Below are 18,484 nucleotides of genomic sequence, written 5' to 3'. Positions count from 1 at the left end.
CCACGGCGCTGAGCGTGCGATGCGCGGCGAGGAACCGCCGGCGAGCGGGGTCTGTGCCCCTCCTCCCCACCGCGAGGCTCTCCACACTCGGCCGGGCCGTGACCTCGCCTGTCCGCCTCGCATGCCACAGTGGTGCCATGACCGAGCAGACCCGAGCGCCGCTGGCCGCGACCGCCGCGCAGACCACGCCGGAGAACCCGTGGCCGCTGCGGCAGCTGTCGGTGAAGGTCGGGGAGTACGTGGCGCGCATGTCGCCGCTGTGGGTCGAGGGCGAGATGGTCCAGCTCAACCGCCGCCCCGGCAGCGGCCTGGCCTTCATGACCCTGCGCGACGTCGACGTGGACATGTCCTTCTCGGTGCCGATCCGCGAGCACGTGCTGCGTGCCCTCACCGTCGAGCTGGTGCCCGGGGCCCGGGTGGTCATCCACGCCAAGCCGACGTTCTGGACCAAGCGCGGCAGCCTGCAGCTCGAGGCCGACGAGATCCGCCCGGTGGGCCTGGGCGAGCTGCTGGCCCGGCTCGAGCATCTCAAGCGGGTCCTCGCGGCGGAGGGCCTGTTCGACTCCCGGCGCAAGAAGCCGCTGCCGTTCCTGCCGCGCCGCGTCGGGCTGATCTGCGGGCGGCAGTCCGCCGCGGAGCGCGACGTCGTCGTCAACGCCACCCGCCGCTGGCCCGCCGTCGTGTTCGACATCCGGGAGGTCGCCGTGCAGGGCGACAAGGCCGTGCGCGAGGTCTCCGCCGCGCTGCGCGAGCTCGATGCCGCCGAGGAGGTCGACGTCATCATCGTCTCCCGCGGCGGCGGCTCCCTCGAGGACCTCCTGCCGTTCTCCGACGAGCAGCTGGTGCGCCTGGTCGCCGCGGCGACCACGCCGATCGTCTCCGCGATCGGGCACGAGGTCGACACCCCGCTGATGGATCTCGTGGCCGACGTCCGCGCCTCCACCCCGACCGATGCGGCCAAGCGGGTGGTCCCGGACATCCAGGCGGAGTCGGAGCAGCTCGCCCTGAACCGGTCCCGGCTGCGCACGGCCGTGCGCGGGCGGATCGAGCGCGAGCAGGCCGCCCTGGACGCCACCCGCTCCCGGCCGGTGCTCGAGCAGCCGGCGACCATCCTCACCGGCCGCCGCGACGAGATCCGCTCCCGCGTCGCCCTCGCGCGCACCATCATCGGGTCCCGCCTGGACCGCGGCCAGGACGGCATCGACCACCTCGCCCGGCAGGTGCGGGCGCTCAGCCCCCTGGCCACCCTCGAGCGCGGGTATGCGGTCGTCCAGACCGCGGACGGCGAGGTCGTCCGCTCCCCCGCGGCGACGCAGGCGGGCGATGCGCTGTCGATCCGCGTCGCCGGCGGCCGCTTCGGCGCCCGGCGCTCCGACGAGGACCCCTACACCCCACCCGCCCTGCAGGACATCCCCGATGCCCCGCACCGCACCGAGGAGGACGCATGACCGACCAGTCCCAGGACCAGCCCCAGGACGCCCGGACCGCTGCGGCGGCCGATGGTCCGCTCCAGCCCGCCGCCGAGGCCGACGAGCAGCCTCTGCCCGAGGACATCGCCGCCCTCAGCTACGAGGCCGCGCGCGATCAGCTCGTCGAGGTGGTGCGGCGGCTGGAGTCCGGACAGGGCGGGCTCGAGGAGTCCATCTCCCTGTGGGAGCGCGGCGAGATGCTGGCGCGGCGCTGCCAGCAGTGGCTGGACGGCGCCCGGGAGCGCCTGGACCACGCGATGGCCGCCCGCGGCGAGCAGTAGCGCTGCGGCGGGGCCGGAGCGGCTCAGGCCTGGGCGTCGGCGATCGACGCCTCGGCGACCAGGCGCAGCTGGTCGAGGTCCTCGTCGCCGTGGACGAGGATCCCCCATCCTTCGCCCTGGCAGCTCAGCGCGCGCGTGCCCTCGGCCTCGCCGGAGCTGCGCAGCTGCTGGCACGGCACCCCGGAGACGGTGTACTCGTCCTCGACCGTCGGGCCGGGCACGGCCGAGGCGAGCAGGGCCGCATCCACGGTCTCCTGCTCGATCACCGTGACCAGCGCGCCCGAGGGGGCGGTGTACCGCAGCTCCCAGCGCGGGTCCGCGCCGCCGGTGTACTCCGCCAGCCGCGGCGTCCACTGCGCGCTCAGCTCCGGCACGATGACCGGGAACGGGGCGACCCCGGCGGCGCGCTCCGCGCTGGCGGTCACGTCCAGCCGCGAGCTCTCCGGGATCGACCGGTCGGGATCGTTGCCCACCCCGAAGAACAGCATCGCGAGCACCACGACGAACGCCATGATCACCGCCAGCGCCCACACGATGTTGCGCACCGAGGAGTTCTTCTTCGTCATCGCGTAGTGCGACGCCTGCGCCGGACGCTCCGCGCCCGCGCCGTCCGCATCCTCGACCTCCGACGAGGGGACGGCCGCCGCAGGGGCGTCGGGCTCCGCAGGGGACGGGGAGGCGGGGGTCGGGCTCATGAACCCCATTGTCGCGTCTGTTCGCCCCTCGACGCGAAAACTGCGATGATCGACGGGTGACCGCGACATACCTCACCGTCGGAGAAGCGCTGACGGACATCGTGACCCGTGCCGAGGACGGCACGTCCGTGGAGTACCCGGGCGGCTCGCCGCTCAACGTGGCCGTGGCCCTCGGCCGCCTGGGGCACACCTCCCACCTCCTCACCCAGATCGGCGGGGACGCCCGGGGAGAGCAGATCCGCCGCCACCTGGAGGAGTCGCATGTGCTCCTGACCGGCGGCAGCATCGGCTCCCATCGGACCTCGAGCGCTCTCGCGCAGATCGACGCCGAGGGCACCGCCACCTACCAGTTCGACATCACCTGGGATCCCCGCGCCACCGATCTGCCCGAGCCCGTGGACGCCGTGCACACCTCCTCGATCGCCGCCGTGCTCGCGCCGGGCGCGGCGACCGTGGTCGACGTGCTCGAGCGCTACCGTCCCACCACCACGATCAGCTACGACCCCAACGCCCGCCCCACCCTCATGGGCTCGGCCGAGGCCACCCGGGCGGCGGTCGAGGCGATCATCGCCCGCTCCGACCTGGTGAAGACCTCCGACGAGGACGTCGCCTGGATGTACGGCACCGACGACGTCGAGGACGTCGTCGCGTCCTGGCGCGAGCTCGGGCCGGCCTTCACCGTGATCACCCGCGGCGGCGAGGGCGCCATCGGCTTCGCCGCGTGCGGCCGCGTCGCCGTCCCGCCGGTGAAGGTCGAGGTCGCCGACACCGTGGGCGCCGGCGACACCTTCTCCGCCGGGCTGCTGGACGCGCTGGACTCCGCCGGCATGCTGCGCGCCGAGAACCGCGAGGCCCTGCGCGCGATCGACGAGGACCAGCTCGAGGCGGTGCTCTCCCGCGCCGCCGGGCTCGCGGCGATCACCGTGTCGCGGCCCGGGGCGAACCCGCCCTGGGCGCACGAGGCCACCGGCATCTGAGGTCCGGGGCGCGGGCGCTCCGCTCCCACGGCCCGACGCTCCCCGCGCTCCGCACCGACAGGTGCCGCCCGCCCCTCACGGCCGGTGCACCTCCGGCTCGCGCCACCACCAGCTCCCCCATCGCAGCGACGCACAGGAAGAGAATCCATGACTGAGACGAACCCCCAGGTCGAGTACCGCATCGAGCACGACACGATGGGCGAGGTCCGCGTCCCCGCGACCGCCCTGTACCGCGCCCAGACCCAGCGCGCCGTGGAGAACTTCCCGATCTCCGGCCAGGGCCTCGAGCCCGCCCACATCCATGCCCTCGCCGAGGTGAAGAAGGCCGCCGCCCGCGCCAACAAGGACCTCGGCGTGCTGGACGCGGCGATCGCCGACGCGATCGTCGCCGCGGCGGACGAGGTCATCTCCGGCGCGCACGACGCCCACTTCCCCGTGGACACGTACCAGACCGGCTCCGGCACCAGCTCGAACATGAACATGAACGAGGTGCTGGCCACCCTCGCCTCGAACGCATCGGGCCTGGACGTCCACCCCAACGACCACGTCAACGCCTCCCAGTCCTCCAACGACGTGTTCCCCACCTCCGTGCACGTCGCCGTGACCGGCGGCGTCGTCGGCCAGCTGCTGCCGGCGCTGGATCACCTGGCCGTCTCCCTCGAGAAGAAGGCCGAGCAGTGGAAGGGCGTCGTGAAGTCCGGGCGCACCCACCTCATGGATGCCACGCCCGTGACGCTGGGCCAGGAGTTCGGCGGCTACGCCGCGGCGATCCGCTACGGCATCGAGCGCGTCGAGTCGGCGCTGCCGCGCACCGCCGAGGTCCCCCAGGGCGGCACCGCCGTCGGCACCGGCATCAACACCCCCGCCGGCTTCCCGCAGAAGGTCATCGCCAACCTCGCCGAGCAGACCGGCCTGCCCCTCACCGAGGCCCGCAACCACTTCGAGGCGCAGTCCGCCCGCGACGGCCTGGTGGAGATGTCCGGCGCTCTGCGCACCATCGCCGTGTCGCTGACCAAGATCAACAACGACCTGCGCTGGATGGGCTCGGGCCCCAACACGGGCCTGGGCGAGATCGCGATCCCCGACCTGCAGCCCGGCTCGTCGATCATGCCCGGCAAGGTCAACCCCGTCATCCCCGAGGCCGTCCTCATGGTGTGCGCGCGGATTATCGGCAACGACGCCGCGATCGCCTGGGGCGGAGCGCAGGGCTCCTTCGAGCTGAACGTGCAGATCCCGCTGATGGGCACCAGCCTGCTCGAGTCGATCCGCCTGCTCGCCAGCGCCTCGACCGTGCTCGCGGACAAGACCGTCGACGGCCTGGTCGCCAACGAGGAGAAGGCCCGCTTCTACGCCGAGGCCTCCCCCTCGATCGTCACCCCGCTGAACAAGATCATCGGCTACGAGTCCGCCGCCAAGATCGCCAAGCACGCCGTGGCCGAGCGCATCTCCGTGCGCGAGGCCGTGATCGCCCTCGGCTTCGTCGAGCGCGGCGAGCTGACCGAGGCCCAGCTGGACGAGGCCCTCGACGTCCTGTCGATGACCGCGCCGAAGGGCTGACCCCGCCGATGCACGACGAGCACGGGACCTCGCCCGTCGTGCAGCCGCTGCCGATGCCGACGTGGCTCGCCGTCCTCCGGGGCGCGCTGAGCGCGTCGGCATCGGCGATTCCGACGGTGGGGATCAGCTTCGCCGTGCTCGTCGTGCTGCTGGGGGTCGACGTCGTCCAGGGGTGGTTCGGTGGGCCGCCGTGGTTCGAGAGCGATGCGGGAGACGCCGCGGCCTGGAGGCTGCTCACCTCCTCCGGCATCGTCTCGGCGACCGCTCTGTCAGCGGTGGCGCTGTACTGGATCGTGCTCGGCGCGGCCCAGACGCACGTCGCCTGGACATCCGCTGCCCGTGTCCGACCGTCTGCCGCGGACACGGCGAAGCTGGAGATCTCAGGAGCCCATCGGCTCAGCGGGATGTGCACCCTGCTGCTCGTGGTGGCGGTCTTCCTGGGGGCGGTCTCGGTGATCTCTGCGGCCGTCATCTACGGATTCAGCCCCACGAGCCTGCTCGGGCTGATCGGCATGGCCCCCGCAGCGGCGCTGTGGTGCGTCCGAGCGGTGCTCCGGCGCTTCGCGATCGTGGCGGCGCATCACCGGCTCGAGCAGATGGAGCAGCTCTGGCCTGCGGTCGCATCGAAGCCGGCTCTGCTGGTGGACATTCCCCTGGCGCAGCTTCCTGCCGCTCATCGGATAGGCCTGGACGGATCGCATCCCGCTCTCAGCGCGAGCCGCTGCGTCGCCGTTCTCGGTGCGATGAGCGCAGCCCTGGGGATCGCATCGACTGCTCCCCTCCACGACGTCCCCTTCCCGATGCCCCTGGCCGGCATCCTGGGGTGGGCCGGAGCTGCCGTGCTGCTCCCGCTCGCGGTGTGCATCGGTGCGGCGGGACATCTCGCGGTCCGCGAGCGGCGAGCACAGTTCTACCGGGACCACCCCCGATGGGACCCCTGGTGGGACGTCACGATCCCTGTCGAAAGCCTCGACGAGATCCGCGGGTGGCTCGTCGGCGGATGATCCGCGTCCCCTCATGCCAGGTCTCGCCACATGAAGGAGATCAGAGGGCCTGCGGCCCTCTCCGCGGGGACCGGCGGCGGAGCCCGTCGGGGTTCAGCGGTCCAGCTCGTGCCAGCGCCCCAGCGGCAGCTCGGTCGCCATCACGGCGGTCTCCTCGCTGATCGCCCCGCGTCGGCGCAGAGCCTCGAGCACCCGCTGCCGATCGCGGTCCAGGCCCTCCTGCTCCAGCCGCGGCAGGCGGCGGATGACGCGCCGCAGCTCCCGGACGGGGCCGCGAGCCCCCTCCTGCTGCTCCGCAGCATCGGCGTCGGCGCGGAGCCTCTGGCGGACGTCCTCGAGGTCCTGCTGCAGGTGGTGCCGACGATGTCGTCGCGAGATCAGGGTCTTCAGGGTCGCGAGCGCCAGCGCGAGCGCCAGCAGGTACGGGATCAGCCGCAGCTGCCAGCCGTCCGGGGTCTCGAAGACGCCGACGACCAGCAGGAACAGCGGCAGGATGACGCCCATGGCCGCCGTCGCCCCGGCCGCCGCCAGACGCGGACCGATCAGCCGCCCTGGACGCACGATCCCGGCGATCAGCAGCGCGGCCAGCACCAGGCACATCAGCGTGGAGCAGACGGCCGTCACGTCGAAGAACAGCGCCGCCTGCTCCCGCGTGAACCAGCGGCCGAATCGTCGGCCCGGCGCGAGGAGGAGCGGAAGCGCGGGCAGCAGGACGAGCACGGCGCAGAGCACCCACCCGGCGATCCGCCGATGTGCCGGCCCGGCCGCGCGCTCGGCACGAGCCGCCGCGTCACGTCGGCGCGCGGAGGTTCCCCGCACCGCCCCGACGAGGCGCTCGTCCCGCAGGATCAGCCGAGCCTCGGCCTCACCGAGATCGACCGGACCAGGCACCTGCCGCGCCCACTCGACCACGTCGGCATCCTCGAGCTCCGCCCGGATCGGCCGGCGCCGGGACTCGAGGCCGTCCGTCGTCATGAACAGGACTGTAGTCGCCTGCGGGCACGGCCTGTCGGTCGTGCCCGGCAAGGTCACCCCGGCCGGTGCTCCTCACGCCCGGCCCTTGACCTGAAGTGGACTACAGGGTCTTGGCTCGGAGCATGTGGATTCTCCTGCTCCTGCCCTACGCGCTCCTGGCCCTGTCCCAGCTGCTCGCCCTCGTCGCCTTCGCCCAGGTTGCCCCGTCCCAGCAGGCCGGGGTGACGGCCCTCGGGGTGCCGCTGCTCGTCTACCTCGCCGCCGCCCTGCTGAGCACCGGCGCCGTGAGCCTCGCCGCTATCCCTGCCCGTGGCGCGGGGACGGACCCCCGTGGCTCCTTGATCGCCCTGGCAGCTCTGGCCGGCGTGCTGATCTGCGCCGCACCTCTGCTGTGGGGCCGTGCCATCGGCGAGTTCCACGCGAGCCACCACCTGGTGCGAGGACTCCTCGTGGCGGGGAGCCTCGTGCTCTACTCGTGGTATGTCGCTTCCCATCGGTGAGGTCTCCCGACGCAGTGGGCTGAGCCCCGAGACCCTGCGCTACTACGAGCGCGAAGGGCTCCTCCCCATCCCGCCGCGCACCAGCGGCGGCGCTCGGCGCTACGATCCCGCCGTGCTCGACCAGCTCCACGTGATCACCTGCCTGCGGAGCGTCGGCTTCGGGCTCGACCAGGTCCGTGGCCTGCTCGCCTCGAAGGAGTCGAACTCTTCGGTCAGGACCAGGATCGACGCGGCGCGCACGAGCCTGGACCGTCTGGATGCCGAGCTGTCGGAGAAGGAGAAGGCATTGCAGGAAGCACGTGATCTGATCGCCGGGTGGCGCGCCGAGCTGGACTCCGGCGAGCCCTGGCACGATGCGCCGCTCCCCGGCTGATCACCCGATGCACCGCGGAGGGCTCATCGGCCGATGAACCACGACTGAGGTCAGATCCCGCGGCCCCAGCGAGCGCCTCGAGGTCGCGGACCGCGCAGAGGCGGTGCTCTGTGGCCCGTCGTCGATGACCATGCGCGGAAGCATGCCACCGGGGTCCCACGATCCTCGGGCCGGTCGCGCCCGGGGGCGCCCTACGGCAGCGGCTCGTCCAGGACGTGGGTGACGAGCTCGGCGACCTTGGAGCGCTCGGAGCGCTGCAGGGTGATGTGGGCGAACAGCTCGTGGACCTTGAGCGCCTCGACGACGGAGGCGATGCCGTCGTAGCGGCCGATCCGCAGGTTGTCGCGCTGGGCGATGTCGTGGGTGAGGACCACGCGCGAGTTCTGCCCGATCCGCGAGAGCATGGTCAGCAGCACGTTGCGCTCGAGGGACTGCGCCTCGTCGACGATCACGAAGGCGTCGTGCAGGGAGCGCCCGCGGATGTGCGTCAGGGGCAGGACCTCGAGCATGCCGCGGGAGAGCACCTCGTCGATGATGTTCTGGGAGACCATCGAGCCGAGCGTGTCGAACACCGCCTGGCCCCAGGGGCCCATCTTCTCCTGCTGGTCCCCGGGGAGGTAGCCGAGCTCCTGGCCGCCCACCGCGTAGAGCGGGCGGAACACCATGATCTTGCGCTGGGTGCGCCGTTCGAGCACGGCCTCCAGACCGGTGCACAGGGCCAGGGCGCTCTTGCCGGTGCCGGCGCGCCCGCCCAGGGACACGATGCCGATCGAGTCGTCCAGGAGCAGGTCGATGGCGATGCGCTGCTCGGCGCTGCGCCCGGCGACGCCGAAGACGGTCTGGTCCCCGGGGACCAGCCGCACGGTGCCGTCGCGCGTGACCCGGCCCAGGGCCGATCCGCGGGCGCTGGTGATGGTCACCCCCGTGTGCACGGGCTGGTGCGCGACCTCGGGGATGTCGATGAGCTGACCGTCGTACAGCGCGGACATCGTGTCGTCGTCGACGGCGGCCGTCACCAGCCCCGTGTATCCGCGGTCGCGGGCGAGCTCGGCACGGTACTCCTCGGCATGGATGCCGGAGGCGGAGGCCTTGATGCGCATCGGCAGGTCCTTGGAGACCAGCACCACGTTCTTGCCTTCGAGCTGCAGGTTCTTGGCGACCGCGAGGATGCGGGTGTCGTTGTCGCCCAGGCGGAAGCCGTCGGGCAGGGAGGCGACGGAGCCGTGGTTCAGCTCGACGTGCACATGGCCGCCGGAGCTGCCGATCGGCAGGGGCACGGAGAGGTTCCCGTGGCGGTCGCGCAGGTCGTCGAGGATGCGCAGCGCCTGCCGGGCGAAGTAGCCGAGGTCCGGGTGGTGCCGCTTGGCCTCCAGCTCGGTGACCACGACGATCGGCAGCACGATGTCGTGCTCGGCGAAGCGGGTCAGGGACAGCGGGTCCGACAGCAGCACCGAGGTGTCCAGCACGTAGGTGATCAGACCGGTCTCGAGGTCCGGCAGGACGGTCTGCGCCGTGCCGGCTCGCAGAGAGGGGACCACGGGCACCTCCTGTCCGGATCCGATGCCTGCGCCGTCGAGGGCGCTGCGGTCGGTGGTGGTCTCATCCATGGGAGCCTCCGGTTCTCGCGCGGTTGACAGGGACGATATCCCGCCCGCCAGGTGATCCCGACCACTCCGGCCCGCGCGCCGTGCGCGTTCACCGGATCGTCACCCGGATTTCGCGGTCCGGATCAGGCCCCGAAGCGGCGCTCGCGCTTGCAGAAGTCCCGCAGGGCGCGCAGGAAGTCGACCCGCCGGAAGCCGGGCCAGTAGGTCTCGCAGAACCAGAACTCGCTGTGCACGCTCTGCCACAGCAGGAAGCCGGACAGGCGCTGCTCGCCGGAGGTGCGGATGATGAGGTCCGGGTCGGGCTGGCCGCGCGTGTACAGGTGCTCGCCGATCGCCTCGATGGTGATCCCGTCGGCGATCTGCTCCGCGTCCAGACCGCGCTGGCCCATCTCCCGCACGAGCTCCTGGACGGCGACGACGATCTCCTCGCGGCCGCCGTAGCCGATCGCGAGGTTCACCGCGAGCTCGCGGGTGACCTGGGCGGTCTCCTGCCTGCGGCGGATCCGCTCCCGGACCTCGGCCGGGAGCACGTCGTCGTTCCCCGTCAGGCGGACCTCGTAGCCGGCGTCGGTGAGCTCCTCGAGGGTGTCGGTGATGATCCCGAACAGCGCCTCGAGCTCCTCGGCGGGGCGGCGCAGGTTGTCGTGGGAGAGCATCCACACGGTGACCAGGGGGATGGAGAGCTCCTCGCACCAGGTGAGGAACTCTGCGATCTTGGCCGCACCCTGACGGTGCCCCTCCTCGGTGCTCGCCCCGGAGGCCTTCGCCCAGCGGCGGTTGCCGTCGACGATCACCCCGAGGTGCTGCGGCAGCGGCACCGAGGCCAGCTCCCGCGCCAGGCGCCGCTCGTACACGCGGTAGAGCACACCATCGTCCGCCATGCGCGCCTCCCGAGCGTCCCGTTCCGTGTCGCTGCACCCCGCCCGATCCTCCGGCGGCGCCGGCGCCGCGGGCAGGGCGACCTCCCCATTATCGGGCACGGGTCCCGATCGCGCGCACCGATCGGCCGCCCGCCCCGGGGATCCACACCGGATCGTCACAGGTGCCGCACCCGTAAGTTACGGCTTCGTAGGTTACGCTCGGCCGATGAGCTCCACGTCCTCCCCGACGGGCCCGCGGCCCGCAGCGCACGGCCCACGGCCCGCTCCCCCGGGCCAGCATGTCACGCCCAGCGCCCGGCTGCACCCCTCGCTGGCCCTGCCCAAGCCGCGCCTGCGCGGGATGATCCACCTGATCACCTTCCCCACGGCCCTCATCGCCGGGCTGACCCTCGTCGCCCTCGGCGAGGACCTGGCCAGCCGCCTGGCGTGCATGGTCTTCATCGCCACGGCCGGGCTGCTGTTCGGCATCAGCGCGACCTACCATCGCGGAACCTGGAGCCCCGAGCACGCGATCATGCTGCGCCGCTTCGACCACGCGAACATCTTCCTCATCATCGCGGGGACGTACACGCCCATCGCCGTCGCGACCCTGCAGCCGCGCAGCGCCCTGACCCTGCTGGTCATCGCCTGGGCCGGGGCGATCATCGGAGTCGGCTTCCGGGTCTTCTGGACCGGCGCCCCGCGCTGGCTGTACGTGCCGGCCTACGTCGCGCTCGGCTGGGTCGCGGTGTTCTACATGCCGCAGATCATCGCCGGCGGCGGCTGGGCCGTGGCCTGGCTGATCATCGCGGGCGGGCTCAGCTACACGGCCGGAGCCGTCGTCTACGGGATCAAGCGCCCGGATCCGTCCCCGGCCTGGTTCGGCTTCCACGAGATCTTCCACGCCTGCACGGTCGTGGGCTTCGCCTGCCACTTCATCGCGGTGGCGCTCGCCGTCATCTGACGGGGAACGTCATCACGCCCGTCCCCGGAGAGCCCGCCGACCCGCCATCGGGCGAACCACGGGACTAATACGGGGACACAGGCCCCAATACGGCCTGTGTCCCCGTATTGGTCCCGTGGTTCCGTGATCCCATGGGCAGGCTGGGACGGGCGGCATGCCGGGCACGAACCCCGGCACGGGCACGAACCCCGGCACGGGCACGAGCGCGGGCTGGCGGAGTTCGAGACGCTCGGCGCCGATGCGCGCCTCGGCGCCGCGCTCAGTCCCGTCGATCCCCTGGATGTCCGGGGGCGGCATCGCCGTCATCTCCGTGGTGGCCAGCACGACCGCCGTCCGCCTCCAGGTCGACCTCTCCCCCGGGCCCTTCATGGTCGGGCACCTCGCCCGGCTCGTGGTCGGGCACCTCGCCCGGCTTCGCGGTGCCGGGCTCCTCCCCGTCGGACTCCGCGGCAACATCGTGCTCGGCCTGCGCGGCCTCCTCCTCCAGCCGATGGCGCTCGGCGACGCGCTCGCGCGCCTGGAGGCGACGGATCCGGCGGGTCATGTCGATCGCGAGCAGCACCACCACGGCGGCCAGCAGGAACATGGCGATGAAGCCGGGCAGGCCCGGGGAGACCGTGACGATGTTGAGCTCCCCTCCGTCGGAGGGCTCGGCCCAGATGATGCCGAAGGCGCTGCTGGTCGGATCCGTCACGGTGCTCCCTGGAGGTGGTGGTGGTGCGTTCTGCGGTGCGTGCGCGGCTGTCGACGCCGCGGGGCGGCCGATGCCGCCGCGGTCATCGGATGCCGGCGAACAGGTCGTGCTCGGGCAGCGTGACGCCTACGCGGCTGGTCCTCAGCTCGTAGTCGTCCGTCGGCCAGGCGGCGCGGAGGATCTCGTTGTCGATCGAGAAGAACAGGCCCTCGGGGTCGACCTGCGTCGCATGCGCGCGCAGCGCCTCGTCGCGCAGCTCCATGAAGTCGGCGATGTCGATGAACGTGGTGAGCATGCGGTCGCGCGTCTCGTCGAAGCGCAGCAGCATCTGCTCGATGTCCTCGCTGGGCTGATGGTGGGCGCGCAGATGCCGGGCGACGGCCGCGAACTTCTGCCGGGAGAAGCCGTTGATGTAGTACACCTTCAGCACCTCCCACGGCTCGCCGAGCTCCGGCGCGAACTGCGGGTCCGCGGCCAGCTCGTAGGCGGCCATCGAGACCCGATGGGTCTGGATGTGGTCGGGGTGCGGGTAGCCGCCGTTCTCGTCGTACGTCGTCATGACGTGCGGGCGCAGCCGACGCAGGGCCTCGACGAGGGGCCGCGCGGCCGTCTCCACGTCGAGGGTCGCGAAGCTGCCCTCCGGCAGCGCCGGCAACGGATCCCCCTCCGGCAGCCCGGAGTCCTCGAACCCCAGCCACTCGTGGTCCACGCCGAGGATCTCCTGGGCGCGGGCCATCTCGCGGCGCCGCACCGCGGGCAGGTCCCGCAGGGCCTCCTCGTCCTGGAGCATGCGGGGGTTGAGGATGTCGCCGCGCTCCCCGCCCGTGCAGGTGATGACGGTGACGCGCACGCCCTCGCGGACGTAGCGGGCCATGGTCGCCGCCCCCTTGCTCGACTCGTCGTCCGGGTGGGCGTGCACGGCGACCATGCGCAGGCCGTCGGCAGGGCGGGACTCGGGCTCGGTCACGACGCACCTTCCACAGGGTTCGGGCAGGGACCAGGCCCTGCGAGACGGGACCGGACCTGCTCTCGCGCCGATCCGGGACGCTTCTCGGGCGCGCTCGGCCCGGCGGGACCGGGTCCCGCGCTCGGGCGGGCGCACGCACGGCCGAGCGCGAGCGGCCGCGAAGGAAGCGTACGCCACCGGCCTGGGCACGGGCTCGCGCCGATCGGTCCGATCCGGATCCGCGGCGAATGATCTGCGTCCCACCCCGCGCCGCGCGGGCCCGAGCTCCCAGGCGGCGCCGCGCGCGCCCTGAGACACTGGGTGGCATGAACGAGGTCCCCGAGCATCTGCGCGCCCGGTACGGCGGCCCCGTGGTGCCGCCCCGCACGGCCCGGATCCTGCTGATCGCGGCGATCGTCGTCTTCGGGGCCGTCGTGGTGTTCCTGGGCCTGCGCTTCGCCGATCAGCCCGTGCGGGTCGAGACGGTCTCCTACGACCATCTCGACGCCGAGCACACGCAGGTCACGTTCATCGTCACCAAGGACCCGGGCACCCGGGCCACGTGCACCGTGCAGGCGACGAACGCGGGCCGCGCCCAGGTGGGGTTCGTCGAGGTGGAGATCCCCGCCTCCGACGCCCGGCGCACCAGCCACACCGTCGAGATCGCGACGCAGGGGGATGCGGTCTCCGCCGAGGTCCTGGGGTGCGAGGAGGTCTGAGCCGCTGCCGGGGTGCTCGGACGCCTCCGTGTACGATGGCTCGATACCGGCCGATCGGCCGGTCGATTTTTTTACCCGCACACGGGGCGCATGCGCACATGTGCCCCGTGTTCCTGTGTCGAGGCCGCCACCGGCGTCCTCGGCCCGATGAGACCGAGGAGTGACACCATGAGCAGCCAGCCGAATGGCGCCTGGCTCACCCAGGAAGCCTACGACCGCCTCACCCACGAGCTCGAGCAGCTCGAGGGCCCGGGCCGCTCGGAGATCGCCGAGCGCATCGCCGCCGCACGCGATGAGGGCGATCTCAAGGAGAACGGGGGCTACCACGCCGCCCGTGAGGAGCAGGGGAAGATGGAGGCGCGCATCAACGAGCTGAAGGTGCTCCTCAAGACGGCCGTCGTCGGCGCCTCGCCGAAGGACGACGGCGTCGTCGAGCCGGGGATGGTCGTGACCATCTCCATGGCCGGCCGGGAGCGCACCTTCCTGCTGGGCAATCGCGAGATCGCGGAGGACGGCGAGGAGCTCGAGGTCTACTCGACCGAGTCGCCGCTGGGGGCCGCGATCCACGGGTCGACCGTGGGACAGACCATCGACTACACCGCACCCAACGGGACGTCGCTCGCGATCGAGATCCTCAAGGCCACGCCCTACAAGGCCTGAGACCCCACCGCAGCCGAAGGGCCCCGCACCAGCCGGTGCGGGGCCCTTCGTCGATCGCGGCGGCGTCGCGGCGCGTCCTGCATGCGGCGCTCCGCCCGCGAGCAGAGCGCCGACGCTCCGCCCGCGAGCGGCGCGCCGCACGCGGAGCCGGTCAGCGCAGCGCGGCGCGCCGCTGGGCCTTGGCCTTCGCGACCTTCCGCCGGATCTCGGCGAAGTGCTCGCGGGCCAGGGCGTCATGCCCCAGGTCGGGTGAGGGGTCCCGGCCGGTGACGTACAGCAGGGTCGCGTTGACGAAGGCGAGCAGCGGGATCGCGAACAGGGCGCCGGGGATGCCGGCGAGGGTCGCACCGGCCGCGACGCCGAGGAACACGGCCAGCGGGTGCAGCTCGACGGCCTTGCCCATCAGGAAGGGCTGCAGGAGGTTGCCCTCGATCTGCTGCACGGCCAGCACGATGCCCAGCATGATCAGGGCGAACACCCAGCTTTTGAGCACCAGCACCAGCAGCACCGCGATCGCCCCGGAGAGGATCGCGCCGACCAGCGGGATGAACGAGAACAGGAACACGAGCAGCCAGATCGGCACCGCGTAGGAGCCCAGGCCCAGGGCGATCATGCCGATGGAGATGCCGATCGCGTCGACCGCGGCGACGAGGATCTGCGTGCGCACGTACGCCGACAGCGCCTTCCAGCCGCGGCGGAACGCCTCATGGGTGGGGATCCGGGACTCCGGCGGCAGCAGGCCCACCACCCAGCGCCAGATCTCCGGCCCGCCGGCCAGCAGGAAGAACAGGGTGAACAGGGCGATGACCAGGCCCGTGAGGATCGACCCGACCACGGCCGCGGTGGACAGCGCGCCGCTGAGCAGCGACTCCGCGTTCTCCTGGATCTTCACCAGCAGCTCGTCCAGCGCCGAGTCGATCATCGGGCTGTCGATGTTGAAGGTCTGCGTCGCCCAGGTCATGACCGTCTGGAAGCCGGTGACGGCCTGCGCCTGGATGTCCACCCACTGCGAGATCAGCTGCCGCCCGGCGAGGGTGAACATGCCGATCACCACCACGACCAGGCCGATCATCGCGACCGCGCTCGCGGCGGCCCGGCCCAGGAAGGTGTAGCGGGTCAGCAGGCGCACCAGCGGGGACAGCATCGCGGCCAGCAGGATCGCCACCAGCACCGCGATCACCAGATCGGACACGTAGGACAGCCCGCGCATCAGGATCAGCGCGGCGGCGACGATCACGATCAGCCGCCACGACCAGGCGGAGGCGCGGCGGATCCCGATGGGGATCTCCTCGACCTCCTGGGGCTGCGGAGCATGCCGTTCGCGGGCACGGGGCGTGATCATCTGATCTCCTCACATCGGCCGGATCGGGATGGTCGGCCGAACGTCACGAGCATGACTCTAGACCGACGGGGCTGAGGACGTCAGGTCGCGCCGCCGCAGGCGGGAAGCACCGACCAAAGTCGCATCCCGGGTGATCCCGGGGCGGGATACCGCGCCGCGCCCCGGCCGATAGCCTCGCAGCATGTCGACCCACGATCAGCCCCCGCAGCCCCCGCAGACCGGCCCCGAGGCGGCCGGGGCCGCCACGCCGGTCCAGGTCCTCTCCCCCGCGGGCGAGGTCCTCACCCGCGACGCCGCCGCAGGCCGCGAGCCGGGCGCGCCCGGCACCGCCTCCGGCGAGGCCGGGGCGCGCACCTCCTCGGCGCCGCTCCCGGCCGATGCCCCCGTCCCCGCCGCGGAGGAGGCCGCCCTGTCCATCCGGGACCTCGCCAAGTCCTTCGACGGCGCCGAGGTCGTGCACGGCATCTCGATGGACGTGCCGCGCGGCTCCTTCTACGGCATCGTCGGCCCCAACGGCGCCGGCAAGACCACGACGCTGTCGATGGCGACCGGGCTGCTGCGCCCGGACCGCGGCACCTCCCACGTCCTCGGCGTGGACATGTGGGCCGCCCCCGAGGAGGCCAAGGCGCGCCTCGGCGTGCTCGCCGACGGGCTGCGCACCTTCGACCGGCTCACCGGCCGGGAGCTGCTGTCCTACGTCGGGCTGATCCGTGGGATGGACGCCGACGTCCTCGAGGACCGCATCGACTCGCTGCTGTCGGCGCTGGACCTCGCCGGGGAGGACGGCAAGCTCGTCGTCGACTACTCCGCCGGGATGACCAAGAAGATCCTCCTGGCCTGCGCCCTCATCCACGCGCCGAAGCTGCTGGTGCTCGATGAGCCGCTCGAGGCCGTCGATCCCGTCTCCGGCCAGGTGATCCGCCAGATCCTGCGCGCCTACGTCGCCGGCGGCGGCACGGTCGTCCTGTCCAGCCACGTCATGGAGCTGGTCGAGGAGCTGTGCTCGCACGTCGCGGTGATCGCCCAGGGGCGGATCCTCGCCGAGGGCACGCTGGACGAGGTCCGCGCCGGCGGCAGCCTGGTCCAGCGGTTCCTGGACCTCGTCGGGGGCGGCCACGTCGCCGAGGGGAGCCTGTCGTGGCTGCAGTCCTGAGCGGAGACCAGCGCCAGGCCGCGCGCATCGGCCACGTCGAGGCCGGGAGCATCGGCCCCCGGCGGCTCGCCGCCGGCCTGGTGCGCCTGAAGTGGACGCTGTGGAAGCGGTCCTACCGCAAGAACGTCGGCAAGCTCGTCGGCACCATCTTCGGCTCGCTCTACGGCGTGGGCGGGCTCGTGGGGGCGACCTTCGCGCTGATCGCGCTCGTGATCGCCGACGGCGACGGCACCTTCCTGGGCCCCTTCGTGCGCGGCGTCGGCATCGCCGCGACCCTGCTGTGGCTGATCCTGCCGGTCTTCGCCTTCGGGATCGACGACACGCTGGACCCGCGAGCCTTCGCCCTGTACCCGCGCTCCCCGCGCGAGCTGCAGCCCGGCCTGTTCGCGGCGGCGGCGCTGAGCCTGCCCACCGTCTTCACCGTGGTCGCGATGCTGCTGTTCTCCGTCTTCGAGGGCATCTGGCTGGTCCTGCACGGGGCGGGGCCCGTCGCCGCGGGCCTGGGGCTGCTGCTCCTGCTGCCGGCGAACGTGGCCGGGGTGGCGCTGTGCGTGCTGCTGCCCCGCGCGATCCTCGCCCACGGGGCCGGTCGCTCGAGCTCCCGCCGCGGCCGCGAGCTCGGCTCCATCCTGGGGATGGTCGCGCTGATCGGCGGCATCTATGCCTTCTCCCTGGTGGCGCAGTCCATCGACGGCAGCACCGTCGAGCAGACCGCGACCGCCCTGCGGCAGGCCGTCGCGATCCTCGCCTGGACGCCGCTGGGCGCCCTGTTCTCGGTCCCCCTGGACCTCGGGGCGGGCGCCTACCTCCCGGCCCTGGTGCGCGCCGCGATCGGGGCGGCGAGCATCGCCGCCCTCTGGCTCTGGTGGCGCCGATCCCTCGGGGCGGCGCTGACCTCCGCCCTCGTCGGCGACTCCTCCTCCGGCACCACCACCGAGAAGCCGCTGGTCCCCCGCCTGGCGCCGCGCACCGCGCTCGGCGCGTCGATGGGCCGGTCCCTGCGCTACTGGCGGCGCGACGCCCGCTACCTGGCGGCGATCGCGATCATGCCGCTCATGCTGGTCTTCTTCGTGGCCATGGGCATGCTGGGGCCCTCCGGCCCGATGATGGGGATCCTCGGCCTGGTCCTCGTCGCCGGGATGGGCGGGATCTCGCTGATGAACGAGATCGGCTTCGACGGGCCGGCCGGCTGGGTGAACATCACCGCCGGGCTGCCCTCGCGCCCCAACCTCACCGGCCGGGTGCTGGCGCTGGCCCTGCTCATGGCGCCGTTCATGGTGGTCGCCTCGCTGCTCGTGCCCGTCCTGCTGGGGCTGCCCGGCCTGATCCCGATGCTCGTGACCGGCACCCTGGGACTGCTGATGAGCAGCCTCGGCGTGTCCGCGATCATCACGGTGCTGCTGCCCTACCCGACCTCCGCCCCGGGCACCAACCCGATGAAGGACAAGTCCGCCTCGTCCTCCAACGCCATGATCGCCATGGCCGTCGCGATGGTCGTCATCTGGATCCCGCAGCTGCCCGCCTTCGGCGTCGCGATCTGGGGCAGCGTCACCGGTTCGGCGCTGCTGCAGACCCTGGGCGGCGTGATCGCCCTGGTCGTCGGGGCCGTCGTGGTCGTGGTCGGCCTCCGCGTCGCCGCGGGGATCTTGGACCGCCGCGCCGTGGACCTGTTCCAGAAGGTCCGCCACCACGTCTGAGCCGGCCGCGG

At 72.4% G+C, this 18,484-nt stretch carries 19 protein-coding genes; 12 read left to right on the top strand and 7 right to left on the bottom strand.

Annotated features, from left to right (window positions below; translation table 11 throughout):
• The first annotated feature begins 137 nt into the window (after positions 1–137).
• Positions 138–1,448: an exodeoxyribonuclease VII large subunit gene (gene xseA / locus BF93_RS03475; RefSeq protein WP_051486479.1), complete on the top strand. Its 1,311-nt coding sequence runs from the start codon at positions 138–140 to the stop codon at positions 1,446–1,448.
• Positions 1,445–1,750, top strand: coding sequence for an exodeoxyribonuclease VII small subunit (locus BF93_RS03470; protein ID WP_198025335.1), 306 nt, complete (start codon positions 1,445–1,447; stop codon positions 1,748–1,750). Before xseA ends, BF93_RS03470 begins: the two co-directional genes overlap by 4 nt.
• A gap of 23 nt (positions 1,751–1,773) precedes the next feature.
• Here the strand turns inward: BF93_RS03470 and BF93_RS03465 are convergent, their stop codons facing one another.
• On the bottom strand, positions 1,774–2,445 hold the full coding sequence (locus BF93_RS03465; RefSeq protein ID WP_038371024.1) for a DUF4245 family protein: 672 nt from the start codon (positions 2,443–2,445) through the stop codon (positions 1,774–1,776).
• Between the two features lie 56 nt (positions 2,446–2,501).
• On the opposite strand from BF93_RS03465, the gene BF93_RS03460 reads away from it, so the two are divergent.
• The 3 genes from BF93_RS03460 to BF93_RS03450 all read left to right on the top strand — a co-directional run bounded on the left by BF93_RS03460 (position 2,502) and on the right by BF93_RS03450 (position 5,983).
• Positions 2,502–3,422, top strand: coding sequence for a carbohydrate kinase family protein (locus tag BF93_RS03460; protein ID WP_038370681.1), 921 nt, complete (start codon positions 2,502–2,504; stop codon positions 3,420–3,422).
• Between the two features lie 147 nt (positions 3,423–3,569).
• Positions 3,570–4,979, top strand: coding sequence for a class II fumarate hydratase (locus tag BF93_RS03455; protein WP_038370680.1), 1,410 nt, complete (start codon positions 3,570–3,572; stop codon positions 4,977–4,979).
• A 38-nt stretch (positions 4,980–5,017) separates the two neighbouring features.
• Entirely contained in the window at positions 5,018–5,983 is a 966-nt protein-coding gene (locus BF93_RS03450; protein WP_198025334.1) for a hypothetical protein, read from the top strand.
• Positions 5,984–6,076: 93 nt separating this feature from the next.
• Here BF93_RS03450 and BF93_RS03445 read toward each other — a convergent pair whose 3' ends face one another.
• Positions 6,077–6,958 carry a hypothetical protein gene (locus tag BF93_RS03445; RefSeq protein WP_038370676.1) on the bottom strand — a complete coding sequence of 294 codons (882 nt, stop codon included), beginning with the start codon at positions 6,956–6,958 and terminating at the stop codon, positions 6,077–6,079.
• 122 nt (positions 6,959–7,080) lie between these two features.
• On the opposite strand from BF93_RS03445, the gene BF93_RS03440 reads away from it, so the two are divergent.
• Together BF93_RS03440 and BF93_RS03435 are read left to right on the top strand one after the other, a co-directional pair.
• Entirely contained in the window at positions 7,081–7,458 is a 378-nt protein-coding gene (locus BF93_RS03440; RefSeq protein ID WP_156954026.1) for a hypothetical protein, read from the top strand.
• The gene (locus tag BF93_RS03435; RefSeq protein WP_051486477.1) at positions 7,439–7,831 is read left to right on the top strand and encodes a helix-turn-helix domain-containing protein; all 393 of its coding nucleotides are present in this window, start codon (positions 7,439–7,441) and stop codon (positions 7,829–7,831) included. The genes BF93_RS03440 and BF93_RS03435 overlap by 20 nt, the downstream gene beginning before the upstream one ends.
• A gap of 191 nt (positions 7,832–8,022) precedes the next feature.
• Here BF93_RS03435 and BF93_RS03430 read toward each other — a convergent pair whose 3' ends face one another.
• Together BF93_RS03430 and BF93_RS03425 are read right to left on the bottom strand one after the other, a co-directional pair.
• Entirely contained in the window at positions 8,023–9,438 is a 1,416-nt protein-coding gene (locus BF93_RS03430) for a PhoH family protein (RefSeq protein WP_232226179.1), read from the bottom strand.
• Between the two features lie 122 nt (positions 9,439–9,560).
• Entirely contained in the window at positions 9,561–10,319 is a 759-nt protein-coding gene (locus BF93_RS03425) for an isoprenyl transferase (protein ID WP_038370672.1), read from the bottom strand.
• 205 nt (positions 10,320–10,524) lie between these two features.
• Here BF93_RS03425 and trhA point away from each other — a divergent pair, with 205 nt between their 5' ends.
• Positions 10,525–11,262, top strand: coding sequence for a PAQR family membrane homeostasis protein TrhA (trhA, locus tag BF93_RS03420; RefSeq protein ID WP_084148228.1), 738 nt, complete (start codon positions 10,525–10,527; stop codon positions 11,260–11,262).
• Between the two features lie 259 nt (positions 11,263–11,521).
• Here the strand turns inward: trhA and BF93_RS03415 are convergent, their stop codons facing one another.
• Together BF93_RS03415 and mca are read right to left on the bottom strand one after the other, a co-directional pair.
• Positions 11,522–11,956 carry a hypothetical protein gene (locus tag BF93_RS03415; RefSeq protein ID WP_038370670.1) on the bottom strand — a complete coding sequence of 145 codons (435 nt, stop codon included), beginning with the start codon at positions 11,954–11,956 and terminating at the stop codon, positions 11,522–11,524.
• Between the two features lie 82 nt (positions 11,957–12,038).
• A complete protein-coding gene (gene mca, locus BF93_RS03410; protein ID WP_038371020.1) occupies positions 12,039–12,884 on the bottom strand; it encodes a mycothiol conjugate amidase Mca in 846 nt (281 codons plus the stop codon).
• Positions 12,885–13,228: 344 nt separating this feature from the next.
• On the opposite strand from mca, the gene BF93_RS03405 reads away from it, so the two are divergent.
• A complete protein-coding gene (locus BF93_RS03405) occupies positions 13,229–13,621 on the top strand; it encodes a DUF4307 domain-containing protein (protein WP_038370668.1) in 393 nt (130 codons plus the stop codon).
• A 168-nt stretch (positions 13,622–13,789) separates the two neighbouring features.
• Positions 13,790–14,281: a transcription elongation factor GreA gene (gene greA, locus BF93_RS03400; protein ID WP_084148227.1), complete on the top strand. Its 492-nt coding sequence runs from the start codon at positions 13,790–13,792 to the stop codon at positions 14,279–14,281.
• A gap of 151 nt (positions 14,282–14,432) precedes the next feature.
• On the opposite strand, the gene BF93_RS03395 is transcribed toward greA, so the two are convergent.
• Positions 14,433–15,623, bottom strand: a complete 1,191-nt coding sequence (locus BF93_RS03395) for an AI-2E family transporter (RefSeq protein WP_051486476.1) — start codon at positions 15,621–15,623, stop codon at positions 14,433–14,435.
• A 181-nt stretch (positions 15,624–15,804) separates the two neighbouring features.
• On the opposite strand from BF93_RS03395, the gene BF93_RS03390 reads away from it, so the two are divergent.
• Both BF93_RS03390 and BF93_RS03385 read left to right on the top strand, forming a co-directional pair.
• A complete protein-coding gene (locus BF93_RS03390; protein WP_232226178.1) occupies positions 15,805–16,776 on the top strand; it encodes an ABC transporter ATP-binding protein in 972 nt (323 codons plus the stop codon).
• Positions 16,761–18,473: a hypothetical protein gene (locus BF93_RS03385; protein ID WP_038370664.1), complete on the top strand. Its 1,713-nt coding sequence runs from the start codon at positions 16,761–16,763 to the stop codon at positions 18,471–18,473. The genes BF93_RS03390 and BF93_RS03385 overlap by 16 nt, the downstream gene beginning before the upstream one ends.
• Positions 18,474–18,484: the final 11 nt, after the last annotated feature.

This window comes from Brachybacterium phenoliresistens (assembly GCF_000576425.1).
Classification (GTDB): domain Bacteria; phylum Actinomycetota; class Actinomycetes; order Actinomycetales; family Dermabacteraceae; genus Brachybacterium; species Brachybacterium phenoliresistens.
The sequence above is the reverse complement of the archived record's forward strand: the minus strand, read 5'-3'. Positions and strand labels throughout refer to the sequence as shown.